This window comes from Rhodoplanes sp. SY1 (genome assembly GCF_046000175.1).
Taxonomy (GTDB): Bacteria; Pseudomonadota; Alphaproteobacteria; order Rhizobiales; family Xanthobacteraceae; genus Rhodoplanes.
In genome coordinates this window covers 1-16,318 of the sequence record NZ_JBEOMB010000195.1, presented here as the reverse complement: position 1 = coordinate 16,318, position 16,318 = coordinate 1, and the positions used below count along the sequence as shown (strand labels likewise).

10 protein-coding genes and 2 pseudogenes are annotated in these 16,318 nt (G+C 69.5%); 7 read left to right on the top strand and 5 right to left on the bottom strand.

Features of this window, described 5'->3' with window-relative positions:
• Positions 1–58: 58 nt before the first annotated feature.
• From ABTU92_RS28070 to ABTU92_RS28060, 3 genes are all read right to left on the bottom strand, one after another.
• Complete coding sequence (locus ABTU92_RS28070) at positions 59–1,837, bottom strand: SLC13 family permease (RefSeq protein WP_408094869.1); 1,779 nt, start codon at positions 1,835–1,837, stop codon at positions 59–61.
• A 44-nt stretch (positions 1,838–1,881) separates the two neighbouring features.
• Positions 1,882–10,461: a GH36-type glycosyl hydrolase domain-containing protein gene (locus ABTU92_RS28065; RefSeq protein ID WP_408094868.1), complete on the bottom strand. Its 8,580-nt coding sequence runs from the start codon at positions 10,459–10,461 to the stop codon at positions 1,882–1,884.
• A 104-nt stretch (positions 10,462–10,565) separates the two neighbouring features.
• Positions 10,566–10,775 carry a cold-shock protein gene (locus ABTU92_RS28060; protein ID WP_408094867.1) on the bottom strand — a complete coding sequence of 70 codons (210 nt, stop codon included), beginning with the start codon at positions 10,773–10,775 and terminating at the stop codon, positions 10,566–10,568.
• Positions 10,776–11,193: 418 nt separating this feature from the next.
• Between ABTU92_RS28060 and ABTU92_RS28055 the strand changes: the two genes are divergently transcribed.
• From ABTU92_RS28055 to ABTU92_RS28025, 7 genes and pseudogenes are all read left to right on the top strand, one after another.
• Positions 11,194–11,442: a hypothetical protein gene (locus tag ABTU92_RS28055; protein WP_408094866.1), complete on the top strand. Its 249-nt coding sequence runs from the start codon at positions 11,194–11,196 to the stop codon at positions 11,440–11,442.
• 214 nt (positions 11,443–11,656) lie between these two features.
• Entirely contained in the window at positions 11,657–11,938 is a 282-nt protein-coding gene (locus ABTU92_RS28050) for a hypothetical protein (protein ID WP_408094865.1), read from the top strand.
• Positions 11,939–12,317: 379 nt separating this feature from the next.
• Positions 12,318–12,503 carry a hypothetical protein gene (locus ABTU92_RS28045; protein WP_408094864.1) on the top strand — a complete coding sequence of 62 codons (186 nt, stop codon included), beginning with the start codon at positions 12,318–12,320 and terminating at the stop codon, positions 12,501–12,503.
• A gap of 2 nt (positions 12,504–12,505) precedes the next feature.
• Complete coding sequence (locus ABTU92_RS28040; protein ID WP_408094885.1) at positions 12,506–13,075, top strand: Crp/Fnr family transcriptional regulator; 570 nt, start codon at positions 12,506–12,508, stop codon at positions 13,073–13,075.
• A 571-nt stretch (positions 13,076–13,646) separates the two neighbouring features.
• A complete protein-coding gene (locus ABTU92_RS28035; protein WP_408094863.1) occupies positions 13,647–14,348 on the top strand; it encodes a Crp/Fnr family transcriptional regulator in 702 nt (233 codons plus the stop codon).
• A gap of 272 nt (positions 14,349–14,620) precedes the next feature.
• Positions 14,621–14,746, top strand: a pseudogene (locus tag ABTU92_RS28030) (sigma factor); the annotation flags it as partial.
• Positions 14,747–14,756: 10 nt separating this feature from the next.
• Positions 14,757–14,813: pseudogene (locus tag ABTU92_RS28025) on the top strand (hypothetical protein); the annotation flags it as partial.
• A gap of 17 nt (positions 14,814–14,830) precedes the next feature.
• Here ABTU92_RS28025 and ABTU92_RS28020 read toward each other — a convergent pair.
• Complete coding sequence (locus ABTU92_RS28020; protein ID WP_408094886.1) at positions 14,831–15,226, bottom strand: hypothetical protein; 396 nt, start codon at positions 15,224–15,226, stop codon at positions 14,831–14,833.
• Between the two features lie 257 nt (positions 15,227–15,483).
• A partial coding sequence (locus ABTU92_RS28015; protein WP_408094862.1) for a DUF2142 domain-containing protein occupies positions 15,484–16,318 on the bottom strand: 835 nt, incomplete at its 5' end.

The following is a 16,318-nucleotide window of genomic DNA, read 5'->3' as shown; positions in this document are numbered from 1 at the left end:
CGATCGTCCGCCGGAAGCTCCGCGGCGGCCTGTCGCCGGCTCGTCGTCGGCCGTCTGATCAGAACGACCAGACAAGGGGTATCAGGAACGACCCGACGCAGAGGACGATGAGCGAAAGCGGCAGCCCGAGGCGGGCGTAATCGCCGAATCGATATCCGCCGGGGCCGAACACCAGTGTATTGCACTGATGCCCAATAGGCGTGAGGAAATCGCATGCGGCGCCGATCGCCACGGCCATCAGCAACGGGTCTGCCGTCACCCCGAGCTTGTGTCCGATACCGGCGGCGACGGGTGCCATGATGAGGACCGTGGCGGCGTTGTTGAGGACCGGCGTCACGGCCATGGCGGCGATCATCACGAGCGCGATCACCCCGCTGGGGGGCAGCCCACCGGCCAAGTCCGCCAGCCCCGTGGCCATGAGCTCGGCTCCTCCGGTTCTGTTTACGGCGTCGCTGATGGGAATCATGCAGGCGAGGAGAACGAGAACCGGGACGTCGATCGAATCGTAGGCCTCGGCCAGCGACAGCACTCGGGAGGCGATCATGACGACCGCGGCCCCGAAGAACGCCACCGTGACCGGAACGAGACTCGCCGCGATCACGAGAATCGTGGCGGCGAGCACGACGAGGGGCAGATAGTCGTTGCGGGGCGTTCCCAAGCCGGTCTCTCTGTCGACGAGCGGGAGGCATCCGAGATCGCGCAGGATCGCGGGAGTCGTCGTCGTGCTGCCCTGGAGAATCAGGACGTCTCCGGGCCGGAACTCGATGTTCCCCAATCGGGCGTCGCTCGGCGTTCCCGGCCGACTGATCGCGACGAGGTTCATGCCGTAACGGTCACGCAACTGCAGCCCGGCCGATGTCTCCCCGACGAGCTTGGATCCTGCCATCACGACAGCCTCGACGACGCCGATCTCCGCGGGGGCGAGCCGCGGGGTTGGTATCGTCCGTGTCCCGACGAGGTTCAGGCCGGCGTCGTCGGCGAAGTCACGCAGTCTGTGCGCTTCGCCCTGAAGGACGAGAATGTCGTCCTGGAACAAGGTCCAGTGACCAGCCGGGATGTAGCGGCGCCGACCGTGCTCGCGGACGACCGCAATCACGGTCACGGCGCCATCTGATGCCGTCTCGAGGTCGGCGACGGTCTTGCCGGCGAGCCGAGAGTTTCGGCCGAGCGTCGCCTCCACGACATACCCGGCGATCGAGAAGGCGTCCTCGGGGATTCCGCGACTGGTCCGACCGCGGGGCAGGAGACGCCATCCGAACGACAGGAACAGCAGGCCGGCTCCCAGGATCGCGAGCCCCACGGGAGCGAAATCGAACATCCCGAAAGGACGGCCGGAGACCTCCTCGCGGACCCGCGACACGAGGATGTTGGGTGATGTCCCGACCAGGGTCACGAGGCCCCCGATCAGCGATCCGAACGCCATCGGCATCAGGAGGATCGACGGGGAGGTTCCACTTCGGCGAGCGATCTGGAGGGCGATCGGCAGGAAGATCGCCAGCGAGCCGATGTTCTTCACGAACGACGACAGGACGGCGACCGCCGATGTCAGGAATGCCACGCGCAACCCGGGCGTCGTCATGCGCGGCTCGACAGCCCTGATCGTTCTTCCGATCACCCCCGACTTGGCGATTCCGGCGCTGACCACCAGGGCTGAGCCGACGATGACGACGACCTGGTCGCTGAAGCCGTCGAACGCGTCCTCGAGGGGCACGACGCCCAACACGACGGCGACCAGGAGTCCGACCAGGGCGGTCAGGTCGTACCGGAGCCTGCCCCATACGAACGATGCCATCATCGCCACGATGATTGCGACTGGCAGCACTTGGCTCGACGTCACCGCGCCTCCTTGGATGCCCCCTGGTCTGCACGGGATCTCGACCGTCACTCGATCACGAGCGGATCGAGTCCTTCCCCTTCTCCGGACCGTTGCCGAGATCCCTGTCTATCGATTGATGTCGTGACGGCGATTCGAAGCGCATGTGGATACCCGTCCAAGGGGACGCGAACCGGCCTTCCCCGTCGCTCCATGACGACGCCGTCGAGCGAAGCCTGCGCCGGGGCACCGGGCGGCGCCGCCTCGACCCGGATCTCGTAACGGGTCGACCCGACCGTCACCCGTGCCTCGAAGCCCGGCCAGCGCGTCGGCAGGCAGGGTTCGACGACGAGCTCGGCACCCTCCCGGCGCAACCCGAGAATCCCCTCTACGCCCGCCCGGTACATCCAGCCGGCCGCGCCCGTGTACCAGCTCCAGCCGCCGCGCCCGACATGCGGCGCCACCGAGTAGACGTCGCCGGCCACCACATAGGGCTCGACCTTGTAGCCGGCGACCGCGCCCGGCGTGCGGGCATGATTGATCGGATTGAGCATGGCGAAAAGGTCGGCCGCCGTGTCGCCGTCGCCCAGCCGCGCGAAAGCGAGGATCGCCCACATGGCGGCGTGGCTGTACTGGCCGCCGTTCTCGCGCAGGCCCGGCGGGTAGCCCTTGATGTAACCGGGGTCGCGCGCCGTTTTATCGAAGGGCGGGGTAAACAGGAGTGCGAGGCCGTCGTGGCGGCGCAGGAGATGCGCGTCCAGCGACGTCATCGCGGTCGCGGCCCGGGCCGGGTCGGCGGCGCCCGACAGCACCGCCCAGGACTGGGCGATGGAATCGATCCGACATTCGTCGCCGTGCTCGGAGCCGAGCCAGGTGCCGTCGTCGAAGGTGGCGCGGCGATACCAGGCGCCGTCCCATGCCTCGCGCTCGATCGCCACGCGAACCGTCTCCGCATGCGCGGTCCAGCGCCGCGCCCGGTCGGCGTCGCGGTTCTTGGCGAGCGGCGCGAACAGGGCGATGGCGCGCACCAGGAGCCAGCCGAGCCACACGCTCTCGCCGCGACCCTCGTGGCCGACCCGGTTCATGCCGTCGTTCCAGTCGCCGCTGCCGATCAGCGGCAGGCCGTGGGCGCCGGTGAGGGCGACGCTCTGATCGAGCGCGCGGGCGCAGTGCTCGAACAGCGAGGCCGGCGCGTCGCCGATGGTGGGCTGGAACAGCGCGTCGTGCTGGCCGGGCGCGAGCATCGGCCCTTCGAGGAATGGCACCGCCTCGTCGAGCACGCCGGTGTCGTGCGACCATGCCACATAGGTCGCCGTGGCGAAGGCGAGCCAGGCGCGGTCGTCGGAGATGCGGGTGCGCACACCGAGGCCCGTGGTCGGCAGCCACCAATGCTGGACGTCGCCCTCGACGAACTGCCGCGACGCGACGCGCAGGAGGTGGCTGCGCATCGCGCCCGGCTCGGCGAAGGTCAGCGCCATGCTGTCCTGGAGCTGATCACGAAATCCGTAGGCGCCGCTCGCCTGATAGAAGCCCGAGCGGGCCCGGATGCGGCAGGCGATGGTCTGGTAGAGCAGCCAGCCGTTCAGCATGAGGTCCATGGCGCGGTCGGGCGTCTTCACCTGCACGGCCCGCAGCCGCGTCTCCCAATCCGCCGTCACCTCGGCCAGCATCGCGTCGAGATCCGCGCTGCGGCAGCGGCCGATCAGCGCCCGGGCCGCTTCGGCACTCGCGCACTGGCCGAGGATCATCGCGATCTCGACGGTCGCGCCCGGCGCGAGATCGACGATGCGCTGCTGGACGGCGCACGGATCGAGGCCGGCCCCGGTGGTGCGCAACAGCGGCCTGCGGCCGACGAGTGCCGCCGGCGACGCGAGCGAGCCCTCGCGGCCGATGAACTCGGTCCGGTCCGCCGTCCAGGCGGTCTGAAGGCCGGCCATGTCGGCGAAGGCGACGCAGCCGGCGAACGCGATGCTCCACGGATTGCGGGCCAGGATGGCGCCGGTCTCGCGGTCGAGCTCGGTGGTGACGAACGGCGCCGACGCCGACCGCGAGGCGCCCAGCACCCACTCGGCATAGCGCGTGACCGACAGCCGGCGCGGCCGCCCCGAGACGTTTCGCAGCGTCAGCCGCGAGATCTTGACCGGATCGACGAGCGGCACGTAGTGGATCAGATCGGACGCGATGCCGCCGGCGTGATGCTCGAACCGGCTGTAGCCCCAGCCGTGGCGCGCCAGATAGGTGCCGCCGTCGTCGATCGGCCGCGCCGTCGGGCACCACAGCTCGCCGGTGTCCTCGTCGCGAATGAAGATCGCCTCGCCGGTCGGGTCGGCGACCGGATCGTTCGACCACGGCGTCAGCTGGTTCTCGCGGCTGTTCTCGGCGAAGGTGAAGCCGGTGCCCTCCGCCGCCACCTGGAAGCCGAAGCCCGAGTTGGCGATCACGTTGATCCACGGCGCCGGCGTCGTCCGACCGCCGTCGAGCACGATCACGTATTCGCGGCCGTCCCGGTCGAAGCCGCCGAGGCCGTTGAACAGCTCGAGGTTCGTTGGCACCCGCAGATGCGAGGGCCGCGGCGGCAGCGACGGCTCGCGCCTCGGCTCGGCCTGGGCACGGCGCGGCGGCACCGGCAGGCGTGCGATCTGGGTGGCGATCGACCCGCGGCGTGCCACCAGCACGACGCGGGCGACCGACTGGAGAAGCGCCCTTGCCTCGCGGCTCATCAGGTCGGCGCGCAGCGTGTGGACGGACCCCTGTGCGAGCGCGTCGCCGAGCCGCGGTCGGGTCTGGCTGCTGCGCACCGCGGTCTCGATCGCGACCTGCAGATCCTGCAGATAGGACGAGGCGTGCTCGTTGACGATGACGAGATCGACGGCGAGCCGCTTGATGCGCCAGTATTCGTGCGCCCGCAGGAGCTGGCGGACCTGGGCGATGTCCTCGACATCGTCGATGCGCAGGAGGACGATCGGTAGGTCTCCCGAGATGGCGAGCGGCCACAGGCCGGCCTGGGAGCCCGCCCCGCGCAGGATCGTCTCCGGGGCCGCCCGGAACCGCCGGTCGGCATAGAGGATCGGCGCCGCGAGGCCCTGGAAGTCGGCGGCCTCCTCGGCGTCGATGCCGAGGTGGCGAAGCTGGACCTGGGCCTGCGTCCAGGCGAGCGTCCGGGCGCGATCGTAGGCGTTGCGGTCGTGCAGCGTATCGACGAGGTCGAGCAGCTCGGCCCGCGACGATGCGACGACGGTCCAGAACGACACCCGCGCCGACCGCCCGGGCGGAACCACGACCCGTTGGCGCAGCGCGAAGACCGGATCGAGCACGGTGCCGACCGTGTTGGACAGCCGCCGGGCGTCGCGGAATCCGGCCGCTGTGGCGACGGTGCGGCCGCGACCGACGAAGCGGGCCCGATCCGTCTCGTATTGCGGATCGGCGGCGATCTCGCCCTCCACCACGGCGAAATGTGCGGCGAACACCTGTGGCTCGCCATGCGCGCGCGGCCGGCGCGTGGCGACGAGCGCGCCGAACTCGGCGACGTGCTCGGTCTCGACGAACAGCTTGGCGAAGGCCGGATGCGCCGCGTCGGCGGCCGGCGTCGTCAGCACCACCTCGGCATAGGAGGTGAGCTCGATGTCGCACGCCTGGCGTCCGTTGTTGGTCAGCGTGACGCGGCGGACCTCGCCGTCGTGTTCGCCCGAGACCAGCACCTCCATGGTGGTCGTCAGGGTGCCGTCGTGGCGGACGAACGCGGCGTGATCCTCGCCGAACACGACGTCGCTGTCTCCGGCTGTCCCGATCGGCTGCGCGCCGGGCGACCAGACGCGCCCGCTGCGCACGTCGCGCAGGACGATGTAGGAGCCCCAGTCGTCGAGGGTCGCGTCCTCGCGCCAGCGCGTCACGGCGATGTCGCGCCAGCGGCTGTAGCCAGAGCCGGCGGCCGTCAGCATCACGCTGTAGCGGCCGTTGGAGAGGAGATGGGTGATCGGGGCATCGCCGGCCGACGCCGACACGCGGCGCACCATCGGTGCCGCGGCGCCGCTCTGCAACGTCGTGGGGTTCAGCTCCTCGACGCGCGGACGCGCCACCACCACCTCGCGCGGCATGCGCTCCTGGAGCAGCAGCTCGCTCGCCTGAATCATCGGCTCGCGGTGGAAGCGGGCCCGCATGCGGCCGCCCTGCACCGTGTTGGCGATCGCCACGATGGTCATGCCCTGGTGATGGGCCATGACGGTGCGGACGATGGCGACGCGCTCGCCCTCGGGCAGGCGCGACGGGGTGAAGTCGAGCGCCTCGTAGAAGCCGTAGCGGCCGCGCCCGCCCATCGCGGCGATCCGCGCGTAGTTGTCACAGGCGCCGTGTGGATCCACCATGGTCGCGAGCCCGGTCGCGTAGGGCGCGATCACCACGTCGTCGGAGAGGCCGCGCTTCAGGCCGAGGCCGGGGACGCCGAAATTGGAGTACTGGTAGGTGAACTCGGCGTCGCGGGCGTTGTAGGCGGATTCCGAGATGCCCCATGGGACGCCGAGCGAGCGCCCGTAAGCCTGCTGGCGCGCCACCACGAGGCGGCTGGTCTGCTCGAGCAGGCTGCCGGTCGGCGCCCGCATCACCAGCGCCGGCATCAGATACTCGAACATCGAGCCCGACCAGGACACGAGCGCCGATCCGTTGCCGAGCGGTGTCGCGGTGCGGCCGAGGCGGAACCAGTGGCGGGTCGGGACATCGCCCTTGGCGACGGCGAACAGGCTGGCGAGCCGCGCCTCCGAGGCGAGCAGGTCGTAGCAGCCAGGATCCAGCCGGCGGTCGGCCACCGAATAGCCGATCGACAGGAGCTTGCGGTCGGGATCGACCAGAAAGGCGAAATCCATCGCCATCGCCATTGTTCGCGCCGTGTCGGCGAGTGCTCCGAGGCGGGCGTCGAGAGCCTGACGGGCGTCGTCGTCGGTCCGGTCGCGTTCGTGCTCGGGCACCGACCTGATCAGCGCCTCGATCCAGAACACCAGATCCGGCGTGTCGCCGCTCGTTCCGACCGGCACCAGCGCGCCGGCCATGCGGGCGGCCTTCTCGGCGAGCCGCTTCAGGGCGGGTGATGCCGCTTCGATCGTCTGCCCGCCCTCGAGCTGGGCGTCGATCTCGTCGAGCGCGGCGAGGAGATGCCGTCCGGCCTCGCTGGCCGTCGCGGACAGCGACCCGGCCGCCTCGCGCGCCAGACGGAGGTGATCGCGCAAGCCGCTGCGCGCATCCGGCACCTGTCCGGCGTCGATCCACTCCTCGCACGCATTGGCGAGCGTGAGCAGGTAGCCGGCGAGATTGCCGCTGTCGACCGACGAGACATAGGCCGGCTCGAGCACCCGGCCGTCGCGCGTGCCGTACCAGTTGTAGAAGTGTCCACGGAAGCGTGGCAGCGCCTGCATGGCAGCGAGCGTCGCCTCCAGCCGCGCGACCGTCTCGGTGGTACCGGCCCAGCCGAGGTCGCGCGCCGCGACGGCGGAGAGCAGATAGAGGCCCATGTTGGTCGGCGAGGTGCGGTGGGCGACGACCGGCCTCGGATCCTCCTGAAAGTTGTCCGGCGGCAGCATGCCGTCGTCCGGCGTCACGAAGGTCTCGAAGAACCGCCAGGTCCGCCGCGCCACGAGGCGCAGCGCCTGCGCGTCCCGATCGGAGGCGGCGGCCCGCCCGGCGATGCGGGGCGACCGGCTGGCGCGTTCCGCCAGCGCCGGCGCGGCGAGCCACAGGAGCCCGAAGGGCAACGCCAGCGGCCACGACGACGGCGCGACCAGGACGGTGCCGGCCGCGGCCGCGGCTCCGAGCGCCGTGCCACCCGCCATGTCGTGATAGAAGCCGCGGACGCCGAGGCGCGGTCTGCCGGTCGACTGCGCGGCCGTCGTCCATTCGAGCAGATTGCGTTTAGTGATCAGCAAGCGGACCAGCGTCCGCCCGATCGCGTCGCCCGCCCGCCACGCCTGGTCGGCGACGAGCACGACCGTCATGGCGGTCTGAAGTGCGGCGAGGCGCAGATCGCCGGCGAGCGAGCTCACGTGATTACGGAGCCGAATGCCGCTGCGGCGCGGCAGCACCGCGAAGGCGGTGGGCAGAAACGCCGGCGCGGCGACGGCGGCGAGCAGCATCACGGTCGCGGTCGCGGCGGCGGGCAACGGCAGCAGCCAGGCGGCGCCGAAGGCGGCGAGCGTGAACGGCGCGAGCAGCGAGCGGCGCAGATTGTCCAGCATCTTCCACCGCCCGACCGCCGGCACGGCGCGCACGCCGGCGAGTCGGCCGACGATCCAGGGGAGGAGCTGCCAGTCGCCGCGGATCCAGCGGTGCTGCCGCTTGGCGGCGACGTCGTAGCGGGACGGGAAGTCCTCGACTACCTCGACGTCGGAGGCGAGGCCGGCGCGCGCGAAGATGCCCTCGAACAGGTCGTGGCTGAGCATCGTGTCGTCGGGCACGCGGCCGGCGAGGGCGGCCTCGAACGCATCGACGTCGTAGATGCCCTTGCCCGTGTAGGACCCTTCGCCGAACAGGTCCTGATAGACGTCGGAGACGGCGGCCGCGTAAGGGTCGATCCCGCCCGGCCCCGACACGATGCGTTGATAGAGCGAGCCCTCGCGCCCGACCGGCAGCGACGGGGTGACGCGCGGCTGAAGGATGGCATAGCCGCCGACGACGCGCTGCTCCGCGACGCCGAACTTCGGCCGGTTGAGCGGATGCGCCATCTTGCCGATCAGCCGCAGCGCCGCGTCGCGCGGCAGCCGCGTGTCGGCATCGAGGGTGATCACGTAGCGCACGTCGGCGGGAACGTGCGGCGTGCGCCCGCCGACCGGCACGAAGGTGGTGTCGTTCGCGCCGCGCAGAAGCCGGTTCAACTCGTGCAGCTTACCGCGCTTGCGCTCCCAGCCCATCCACTTGCCCTGGCCGGGATCGTAGACGCGGCGGCGATGCAGCAGCAGGAAGCGGTCGCCGTCCGGGCCGGGGCCGTGCCGGTGGTTCAGGGTCGCGACGGCGTCGGCTGTCGCGGCGAGCAGGACGGCGTCGCGCGCCACCACCTCCCTGTCGGCGTCGATGCCGTCCGACAGGAGTGCGAAGGTGAGATCGCCGCCGGTGGCGAGGTGATGGACCTCCATCCGCTCGACCTGCTCCAGGAGATCGGCCTCGCTCGTCAGCAGCGTCGGCATCACGACGAGCGTGCGGAGCGACGGCGGCACGCCGTCGGCGAGACCGAGGCCGGGAAGCGTGACGGCGCCGAAGCTCCAGGTGATGGCCCGGTCGACGACGGCGACCGCGGCGGCGCTCGCCGGCAGGGCGGCGACCAGCGCGAGGACGGCGAGGAGGAGGGGAGTCCGGCCGGCGTCGGCCGCCAGCACCCAGAGCGCCCCGGCCAGCAGGACCGCGGTGACGAGCAGGATGGCGCCGACATAGCCGCCGATGCCGAGTCGCACGTTGAACCGGTTGATCCGCAGACGCAGCGGCGGCCGGAACCCGATGGTGTGCTCGAGCGCCCGACGGCCTTCGGCGATCAGATGATAGCCCGGATCGCCGGCCCGCTCGACGTCGACGACGTCGGCCGGATCCACCGCGTCGCGGTGCACGGCAGCGAGCGCGTGATCGGTGACCTCGAGCTCGGTGCAGGTCGATCCGCGTGCCAAGAGCTCGATCGCGCTCCGGTACAGGTTGCGGGTCGGGAAATCCATCGCCGCGAAGTCGCTCGCCGCACGCAGCCGCGCATCGACGAGGCTGACGCTCTCGAACAGCTCGGACCAGTCGACATCGGAGATCCGCCGCATGCTGGTGATCACGTTGCGCACCGAGACGTTCGACGCGCCCTGCCGCTGCTGGGCGTGCGCCACCGCTTCGCCGATCGAGACACCCTGGAGTCGGAGCCGCTCCTCCAGCCAGTCGAGGGTCGGGGTGGTGCGCGGGTCCTGGTCGCGCAGCCGCTTGGCGAGCTGCGCGGCGAAGATCTCGGACAGGGCCGCCGCCGACCGTGCGGCGATGTCGAGATCGAGGGCGGAGCGGGCGCCGCCCGGGGTGAGCAGGCGGTCTGCCAGCGCGTCGGCGTCGGCCCGCGCGGCGCGGCCGGCCGTGATCTGATCAGAGAGGCGTCGCAGGTTCTCGACGAGGACGATCCGGAGCGTGATGGCGACGGCCCACAGCTCCCCGATGGTCAGCGGCTGCACCCGCTGATAGGCGACGATGAAGCGGCGCAGCGTCTCAGGATCGAAATGGCTGTCGGTGTGCGCCGTGTAGGCCCAGGCGAGTCCGAAGACGCGCGGATAGCCGGCGAACGGGCCGGTCGCCAACTTCGGGAGCTGGCGATAGTAGCCGGCCGGCAGGTCCTCGCGGATCTCGCGGATCTGATCCTCGACGAGATGATAGTTGTCGAGCAGCCACTCCGCCGCCGGAACGATGCCGCGACCGCAGGCGAGCTCCGCCGCGCTCGCACGATAGGCCGCGAGGAGAGCGCCGGCGTCGGCCTCCAGGCGCGTCCGCAGCGGCAGAACCCGCGGGGGGCGCGTGGTGATCGTCTGGGCCTCGGCGAGGCTCTCGGCATGCTGCTCGAGGCGCTCGACGCCGAACAGCTCCTCTCGCACCGGCGCGGCGTCGTTCCACGGCGAGGCGACGCGGCCCGCAGCGAGCGTGCGGGAGAGACGTGTGGTCATGTCTGCCTTTCAGGCCGTGATCGACGCACGAAACCTGCGATCGTCTATCCGGTCGGTGACGGGGAACGAGCGCGAGCGTCGAGCGAGCGGCCGGCTCGCGCGCCTCAATCGAGGGCCGTCAGTCTCTCGGCCCAGGTCTTGCCGGTCTCGGGATCGGTGACGATCTCGAAGGTCACCTTCTGTCCTTCGCGCAGCCCGGTGAGGCAGGCGCGCTCGATCGCATCGCTGTGAACGAAGGTCTCGGTCTCGGCGCCGTCCACCGTGATGAAGCCGTAACCCTTCTGCGAGTCGAACCACTTTACGGTGCCGTTCATCGCCGGGCCACCTCTGGATGAGAAACGCCGTGCACGAGAGCGCCGTGCGCCCTGTACGGGAACGCCGTCCCTGTCGCAGGCGACCGGCGTGCTGCATGACGGCAGGCATGTCCGCGGCACCGGGCGGATCTCGGCGGGTGCGATCCGTGGCGGGCAGCTCAGCCACCCATGGACATCGTGATAATGGCGATCGATCCCGGCGATTACAAGCGCTCTCCGGACCGGTGAACGTCGAATCCTGATCAGACGGTCGTCGGATCGCCGACAGCTTCGGCCCGCGACGCATCTGGTGAGAGATCGTCTCGCCCCCCATGTCAGACGACGAACGATCGAGGAGCGCCGTATCGGCGCGGGCTTCGAGAGCTCGCCGCGCCCATGATGCGCGGGCCTTTCGTAAAACGATCAGGGAGGAACTGACATGATCACGAGACGAACAGCCGAAGAGGCGGCGCGGCACCTCGTGGACGTCATTCGGGCACACCCGAAGCGCGCCGCCGACCTCCTGCTGCGCGACACGGCGCGGGTGGCGTTCGTGGCGCGCGGCCAGTGGTCGATCGACGACTTCGCAGTCGGGCTTCGCGTCGCGTGCGAGCATCACTGGATTGCACTGCCCTCGCCGACCGTGATCAGGCTGATCGACGGGGAGGCGCCGGACGATGGTCGGTAGAGCGAAGGCCGGCAGAGCGCGGCGGGCGGCCGAAATCGGCCCGTGATCCCGCCTCGGACGTGCCGAAGGATGCCGAGTCCCGCGGCATCGCCTGACCATGGTGGACGGCCCGTGGTCGACGGTCATGTGAGCAATTCTGAACACCCGAACGATTTGGCGCCCGCTATCGTCGTCTCGCGAGGAAGATCTGTCACCACCTCGGGAGGGACGATGCATGCGCCCGATCCAAGACCGGGATGTGCTCCGATCGACGGGTTTGGGGCGAGTGTGGTCGACGGCCCGCTTTCTCTGCGGCGGCTACCGCATCCGCCTCGACGAGCGCGGATGGCACTGGATGACGAGCGAAGTCCCGTCGAACGCGCGGCGCGCCGACGTGTTCGTGTCGACGGCCATCCGCTCGACGCTAGCACGGCAGCGGACCTCGCTGTCCGTCATCGACGACGCGGAGCGCAAAACGCCCATCGTGCCGGACGAATCGCCGGAGAGCCGTCGCTGAGCACGTCCTCGATGGCTTAGGCGCACGACGCCCAGCGGATGATCGATTCCACGTAGGCTGCGTGAGCAAAACGATACAGCACGCCTCGTCTGGACGAGCTAGCGTCTAGCTCCAGGATCGGACGCGCGCCGATGACGGCGGGCGCCGTGACGGTCGGCTTGGCGGACCGTGCCGGGACAATCTCCGGCGCAGTCGGCTGTCGTGAGATCCCGACTTGCCCCCGCCGCTCGAACTGTCCCGAGCCGCGCACTCTGTGCCGCGGATGCGCGACGGCTCCGGGCGGCGGGTGCCCTTTATCAGGTGCGACCAACACCTCGTATCAGGTGCGACGAGATGACGGTCCGCCGGACCGTCCCAGCCAAGAGCGTGCCGGCGAGCCATGATCCTTCGACCCGACCAGGAGCCAGGGAGCAACCGCCTGCTCGGTGCGCTCGAGAAGGCCAGCCGGCGCCGTGTCGACGCCTATCTCGAGCCCCTGACGCTCGAGCTCGGCACGGTCGTCTGCGAGGCGGGTGGGTCCTCGATCACGCCTATTTTCCACGCGGCGCAGTTCTGTCGCTGTTGACGGTGCTGGAGAACGGCTCGGCGATCGAGACCGCCAACATCGGGAGCGAAGGCGCCTTCGGCCTCTTCGCCGCGATGTACAGCCGCGTGTCGTTCAACCGATGCCTGGTGCAGCTCGCCGGCGGTGCGGACCGCTGCCCGATCGAGTGGTTGAGGGCGGAGTTCCAGCGCAGCGAGCACGTCCGCGATCTCTTCGTCAGCGACTCGGAGACGCTGCTGTCACAGGTGCAGCAGACGGTCGCGTGCAACGCGCTGCACTCGACGGAAGAGCGGATGTGTCGGTGGCTCCTCATGATTCACGATCGTGCCGAGGGGCAGGCTCTTCCGTACACGCACGAATTCATGTCGCACATGCTCGGAGCGAATCGGAAGTCCGTGACGATCGCCGCGCAATCGCTGCAGAACGCCGGCCTGATCAGCTATCGGCGAGGGCGAATCCAGCTGCTCGATCGCGCCCGGCTGGAGAAGGTCTCCTGCGAGTGCTACGCGATCGTGCGCGAGCGCTTCGACGCCTTCCTGTCGCCGCCTCCGACCGCGACGCCGGGAAACACGACGGAGCGTCGCCGCAAATGACGCGAGGAGCGTGTCGAGGCAGGGCGCCGCGATCCATGGCGCCGGCCCGCCGTCCGCGTTAGTCCGGCGGTCGAGCATCCCCACGCAAGGCTCGCTCGGCTTCGTCCGTCCAGGTGCCGGCCATGCGATGGAAGTACGATTGCAGGGCCGGATCGCTGGTCTCGCCGGCCAATCGTGTGCACTCCGCCGCCAAGCGCAGGCATTCCAGGGCCGATTGTCGCTGGCTGTCCGATGCGGACATGGGGGCACCACGAATGAATGCCGTGGACCATCGCATGATCGCGGCGCCCCTGTCGGTGGTGGACACCACAAAGCGGTTTCGAACGGACGAATTGTTTTGTCCGCACGCGGGCCGAGAGCGGGGAGCGGGGGCGGGCGATCTCCCGACGGTGGCCTCGCCAGGGCGAGCGGTGCGACCATGCAGGCGAGCGCCTGCGCCGGAGACCGGAAGGGGTTGTGCACGCTTCCCAAAGACCGTAGCGTTGTCTCACGATCGGCCCGGCCGACTGCCCGCTCGTGGTGAGCGTTTCTGTGGCACGCTCGTGAAGCTGCACGTCCAGCAGGTGTCGTCTTGACGACAGAGCAGCAACCGTCGTTCGATCCGATTCCGTTGCTCGCCAAGGTCGATGGCGGTCGTACCATTCGGTCGTACGGCGTCGGAGAGCTGGTCTTCCGTCAGGGGGATCCTGCAGATTCCGTCTTCTATCTGCAGAGCGGCACCGCGAAGGTCGCCGTCGTCTCCGAGCAGGGCAAGGAAGCCGTCGTCGCAATTCACAAGCCCGGAGAGTATTTTGGCGAAGGATGCCTGGCCGGGCAGCCGCTTCGCATCTCCACCGTGACGACGATGTCGGAGGCGGTCATCGCGCGGCTGGACAAGACGGCGGTCATTCGCCTCCTCCGCGAGGAGCCGGCATTCAGCGAAATGTTCATCTCGCATCTTCTCTCGCGCAACATCCGGGTCGAGGCCGACCTCGTCGACCAGCTTTTCAACTCGAGCGAAAAGCGGCTCGCCCGTCTGCTTCTGCTGCTGGCGAATTTCGGCAAGGAAGGGAAACCGGAACCCATCCTCGGCGCGATCAGCCAGGAGACGCTGGCCGAGATGATCGGCACCACGCGCTCGCGCGTGAGCTATTTCATGAACAAGTTCAGAAAACTGGGGTTCATCGACTACAACGGCCACATCGAGGTCCACAGCTCGCTGCTGAACGTGGTTCTCTACGACAATCCTCAGATCGGGGACCGCGTCGACGAGCCCGGGCCGGCAGAAAAGTAGGGGCAGCAGGTCTTTTCGAGTGCCGCTGCGGCCGAACCGAAAGCGTCGCGGTCCGGCTTCGTCACGCCGACACCGGCCAGGCTCCGGCGCCCCGTCGGTCTGATGCGGCGCGGTTGCGCGCCCGGTCGGGCGCGATCGCGCACATCCGCGACACGGCGGACGGTCCCGCGTCGATTCCAATGCCGCGACCGGTCGCCTCCATCCGCGCCCCGACACGACAGAAACCGGCCAGCCAACTCGAACGGAGTCGTCCGATCTGAGCGTGCGAGGCGATGCGCGCGATGGTGCCCAGTCTGCGTGCCTTCGCGATCTCGCTCTGCCGGAATTCGGATCGGGCCGACGATCTGGTTCAGGGCACGTTGCTGCGCGCGCTGGCGAACATCCACTCGTTCCACCCCCGGTGAAGTCATGCAGCTGCCGGTCATCGACGAGCTCGTTCTCGTCGCCGGCCTGCCGCCGATCCGCGCCAAGAAGGCCCGCTACTACGAGGACAGACGGCTTACGGCGCGGCTGATGCCGCCCGCGGTTGCCTCCTTTCTGTCGCCCGACGCCGAGGACCGGCGCGAGGCCGCCTTTGCGCGACGGCTCGATCGCCTGAGCCGGCCGATCGAGCGGCTGACGCGCGACGTCGCGGTCTCGAGCGAGACCATCGGTCTGTTCGTGCGGTTCTGGCTGACCGCCACCCGCCGATCCCGGACGCCGCCTGGGCGGCCGCGAAGGCCACCGGCACCGAGCGCTACCAGGCCTTCGTCGACGCCCTCGGCCGCCGCGTCGCCAAGGGCCACAGCTTCATCCACGAGGTCTCGGTCGAGGTCGAGGGGAAGGGGATGTCGTCGCTCCAAAAAGGCTGACGAGACAGAGCCATAAAAGCTGAACATAATCCGATCGACCAATCTGGAACAGTGACGGATCCAGAAATGAGGGACGATGGGCTCGGCGCGCCATCATTCATCCTCTCGGTCGCGTGCCATGCAAAGTGGATATCGAAAGATCTCGCCAGTCCGTGCTCACGGTCGAGGTTAGCTCATTTGTCTGTGATGGCCGAGACGAGAAGCGTGCTGTCGAAGGCCCTCCGACGTCGATGCTCGACAGGACAAATCACACCTCATGGCGAGGCCGGATTCGCCGGGCCGAGTCACGGCACCCAGTTCACCCGCCAGAGGCCCTCGATCGTCGCCAGCCCGGCGATCAGGGCTCCGATGATAGCTGCGATGGTGAGGACCCGGCGTGGCAGCCGGTGTCCGAGCGTCGCGAGGACCAGGGCCGCGACCGGCAGCACCGGAACGAAGTAACGGCCCTGAACGCCCCAGACCTGCGGCTCGGTGGGTGGCGTCCAGGTGATGAACAGGATGGCGAAGACGGCCGTCCCGTAGGCGACGATCAGCAGCGTTCCCCAGAGCGCGACGCGCAGCCGTGTCGCCGGCGGGAGTGCCGGCGCGTCGAGCGCCGTCACGACCAGCAGCAGGCTGATCGCGACGTAGACCCACAGGTCGAGATGGGTGTCGAGCCAGCCGAGCACCCCGATGGTCTGACGCCACAAGCCGAACACGTCGTTCCACAACGTGGTCGCCGTCGCGGCCGGGAAATGCAGCGGGTTCTCCAGCATGAATTCGAGCTTCCATCCGAGCCTGAAGTGCTCGGTCGGATAGGTGCCGCTCTCGGTCAGGCGCCACGCCGCCATCTCGGCATCGACGGCCCAGATCCAGACGAGCGATACCGCGAGCCCGGGCAGGGCGACCAGCGCCACGGTCCGCGCCGCGCGCGGCAGCGCGCGCCAGCGATGGATCATCGGCTCGAGAAGGATGAACGCGACCATGGGAGGCTTGCTCAGCACGCAAAGCGTCATCCATGTGGTGCGTTGCAGCACGCCGGCACCGCGCATCTCGGCACCGTCCGCGCCGGCGATCGCGCGCAGCGCCAGAGCCGTGACCATCAGGCTGCTCGCGTTGACGGCGCCGTCGGCGCCGATC

Coding starts and splice junctions, on each gene's coding strand:
- ABTU92_RS28065 (WP_408094868.1), bottom strand. CDS start 10,461: ATGACCACACGTCTCTCCCGCACGCTCGCTGCGGGCCGCGTCGCCTCG.
- ABTU92_RS28060 (WP_408094867.1), bottom strand. CDS start 10,775: ATGAACGGCACCGTAAAGTGGTTCGACTCGCAGAAGGGTTACGGCTTC.
- ABTU92_RS28055 (WP_408094866.1), top strand. CDS start 11,194: ATGATCACGAGACGAACAGCCGAAGAGGCGGCGCGGCACCTCGTGGAC.
- ABTU92_RS28050 (WP_408094865.1), top strand. CDS start 11,657: ATGCGCCCGATCCAAGACCGGGATGTGCTCCGATCGACGGGTTTGGGG.
- ABTU92_RS28045 (WP_408094864.1), top strand. CDS start 12,318: ATGATCCTTCGACCCGACCAGGAGCCAGGGAGCAACCGCCTGCTCGGT.
- ABTU92_RS28020 (WP_408094886.1), bottom strand. CDS start 15,226: ATGTTCAGCTTTTATGGCTCTGTCTCGTCAGCCTTTTTGGAGCGACGA.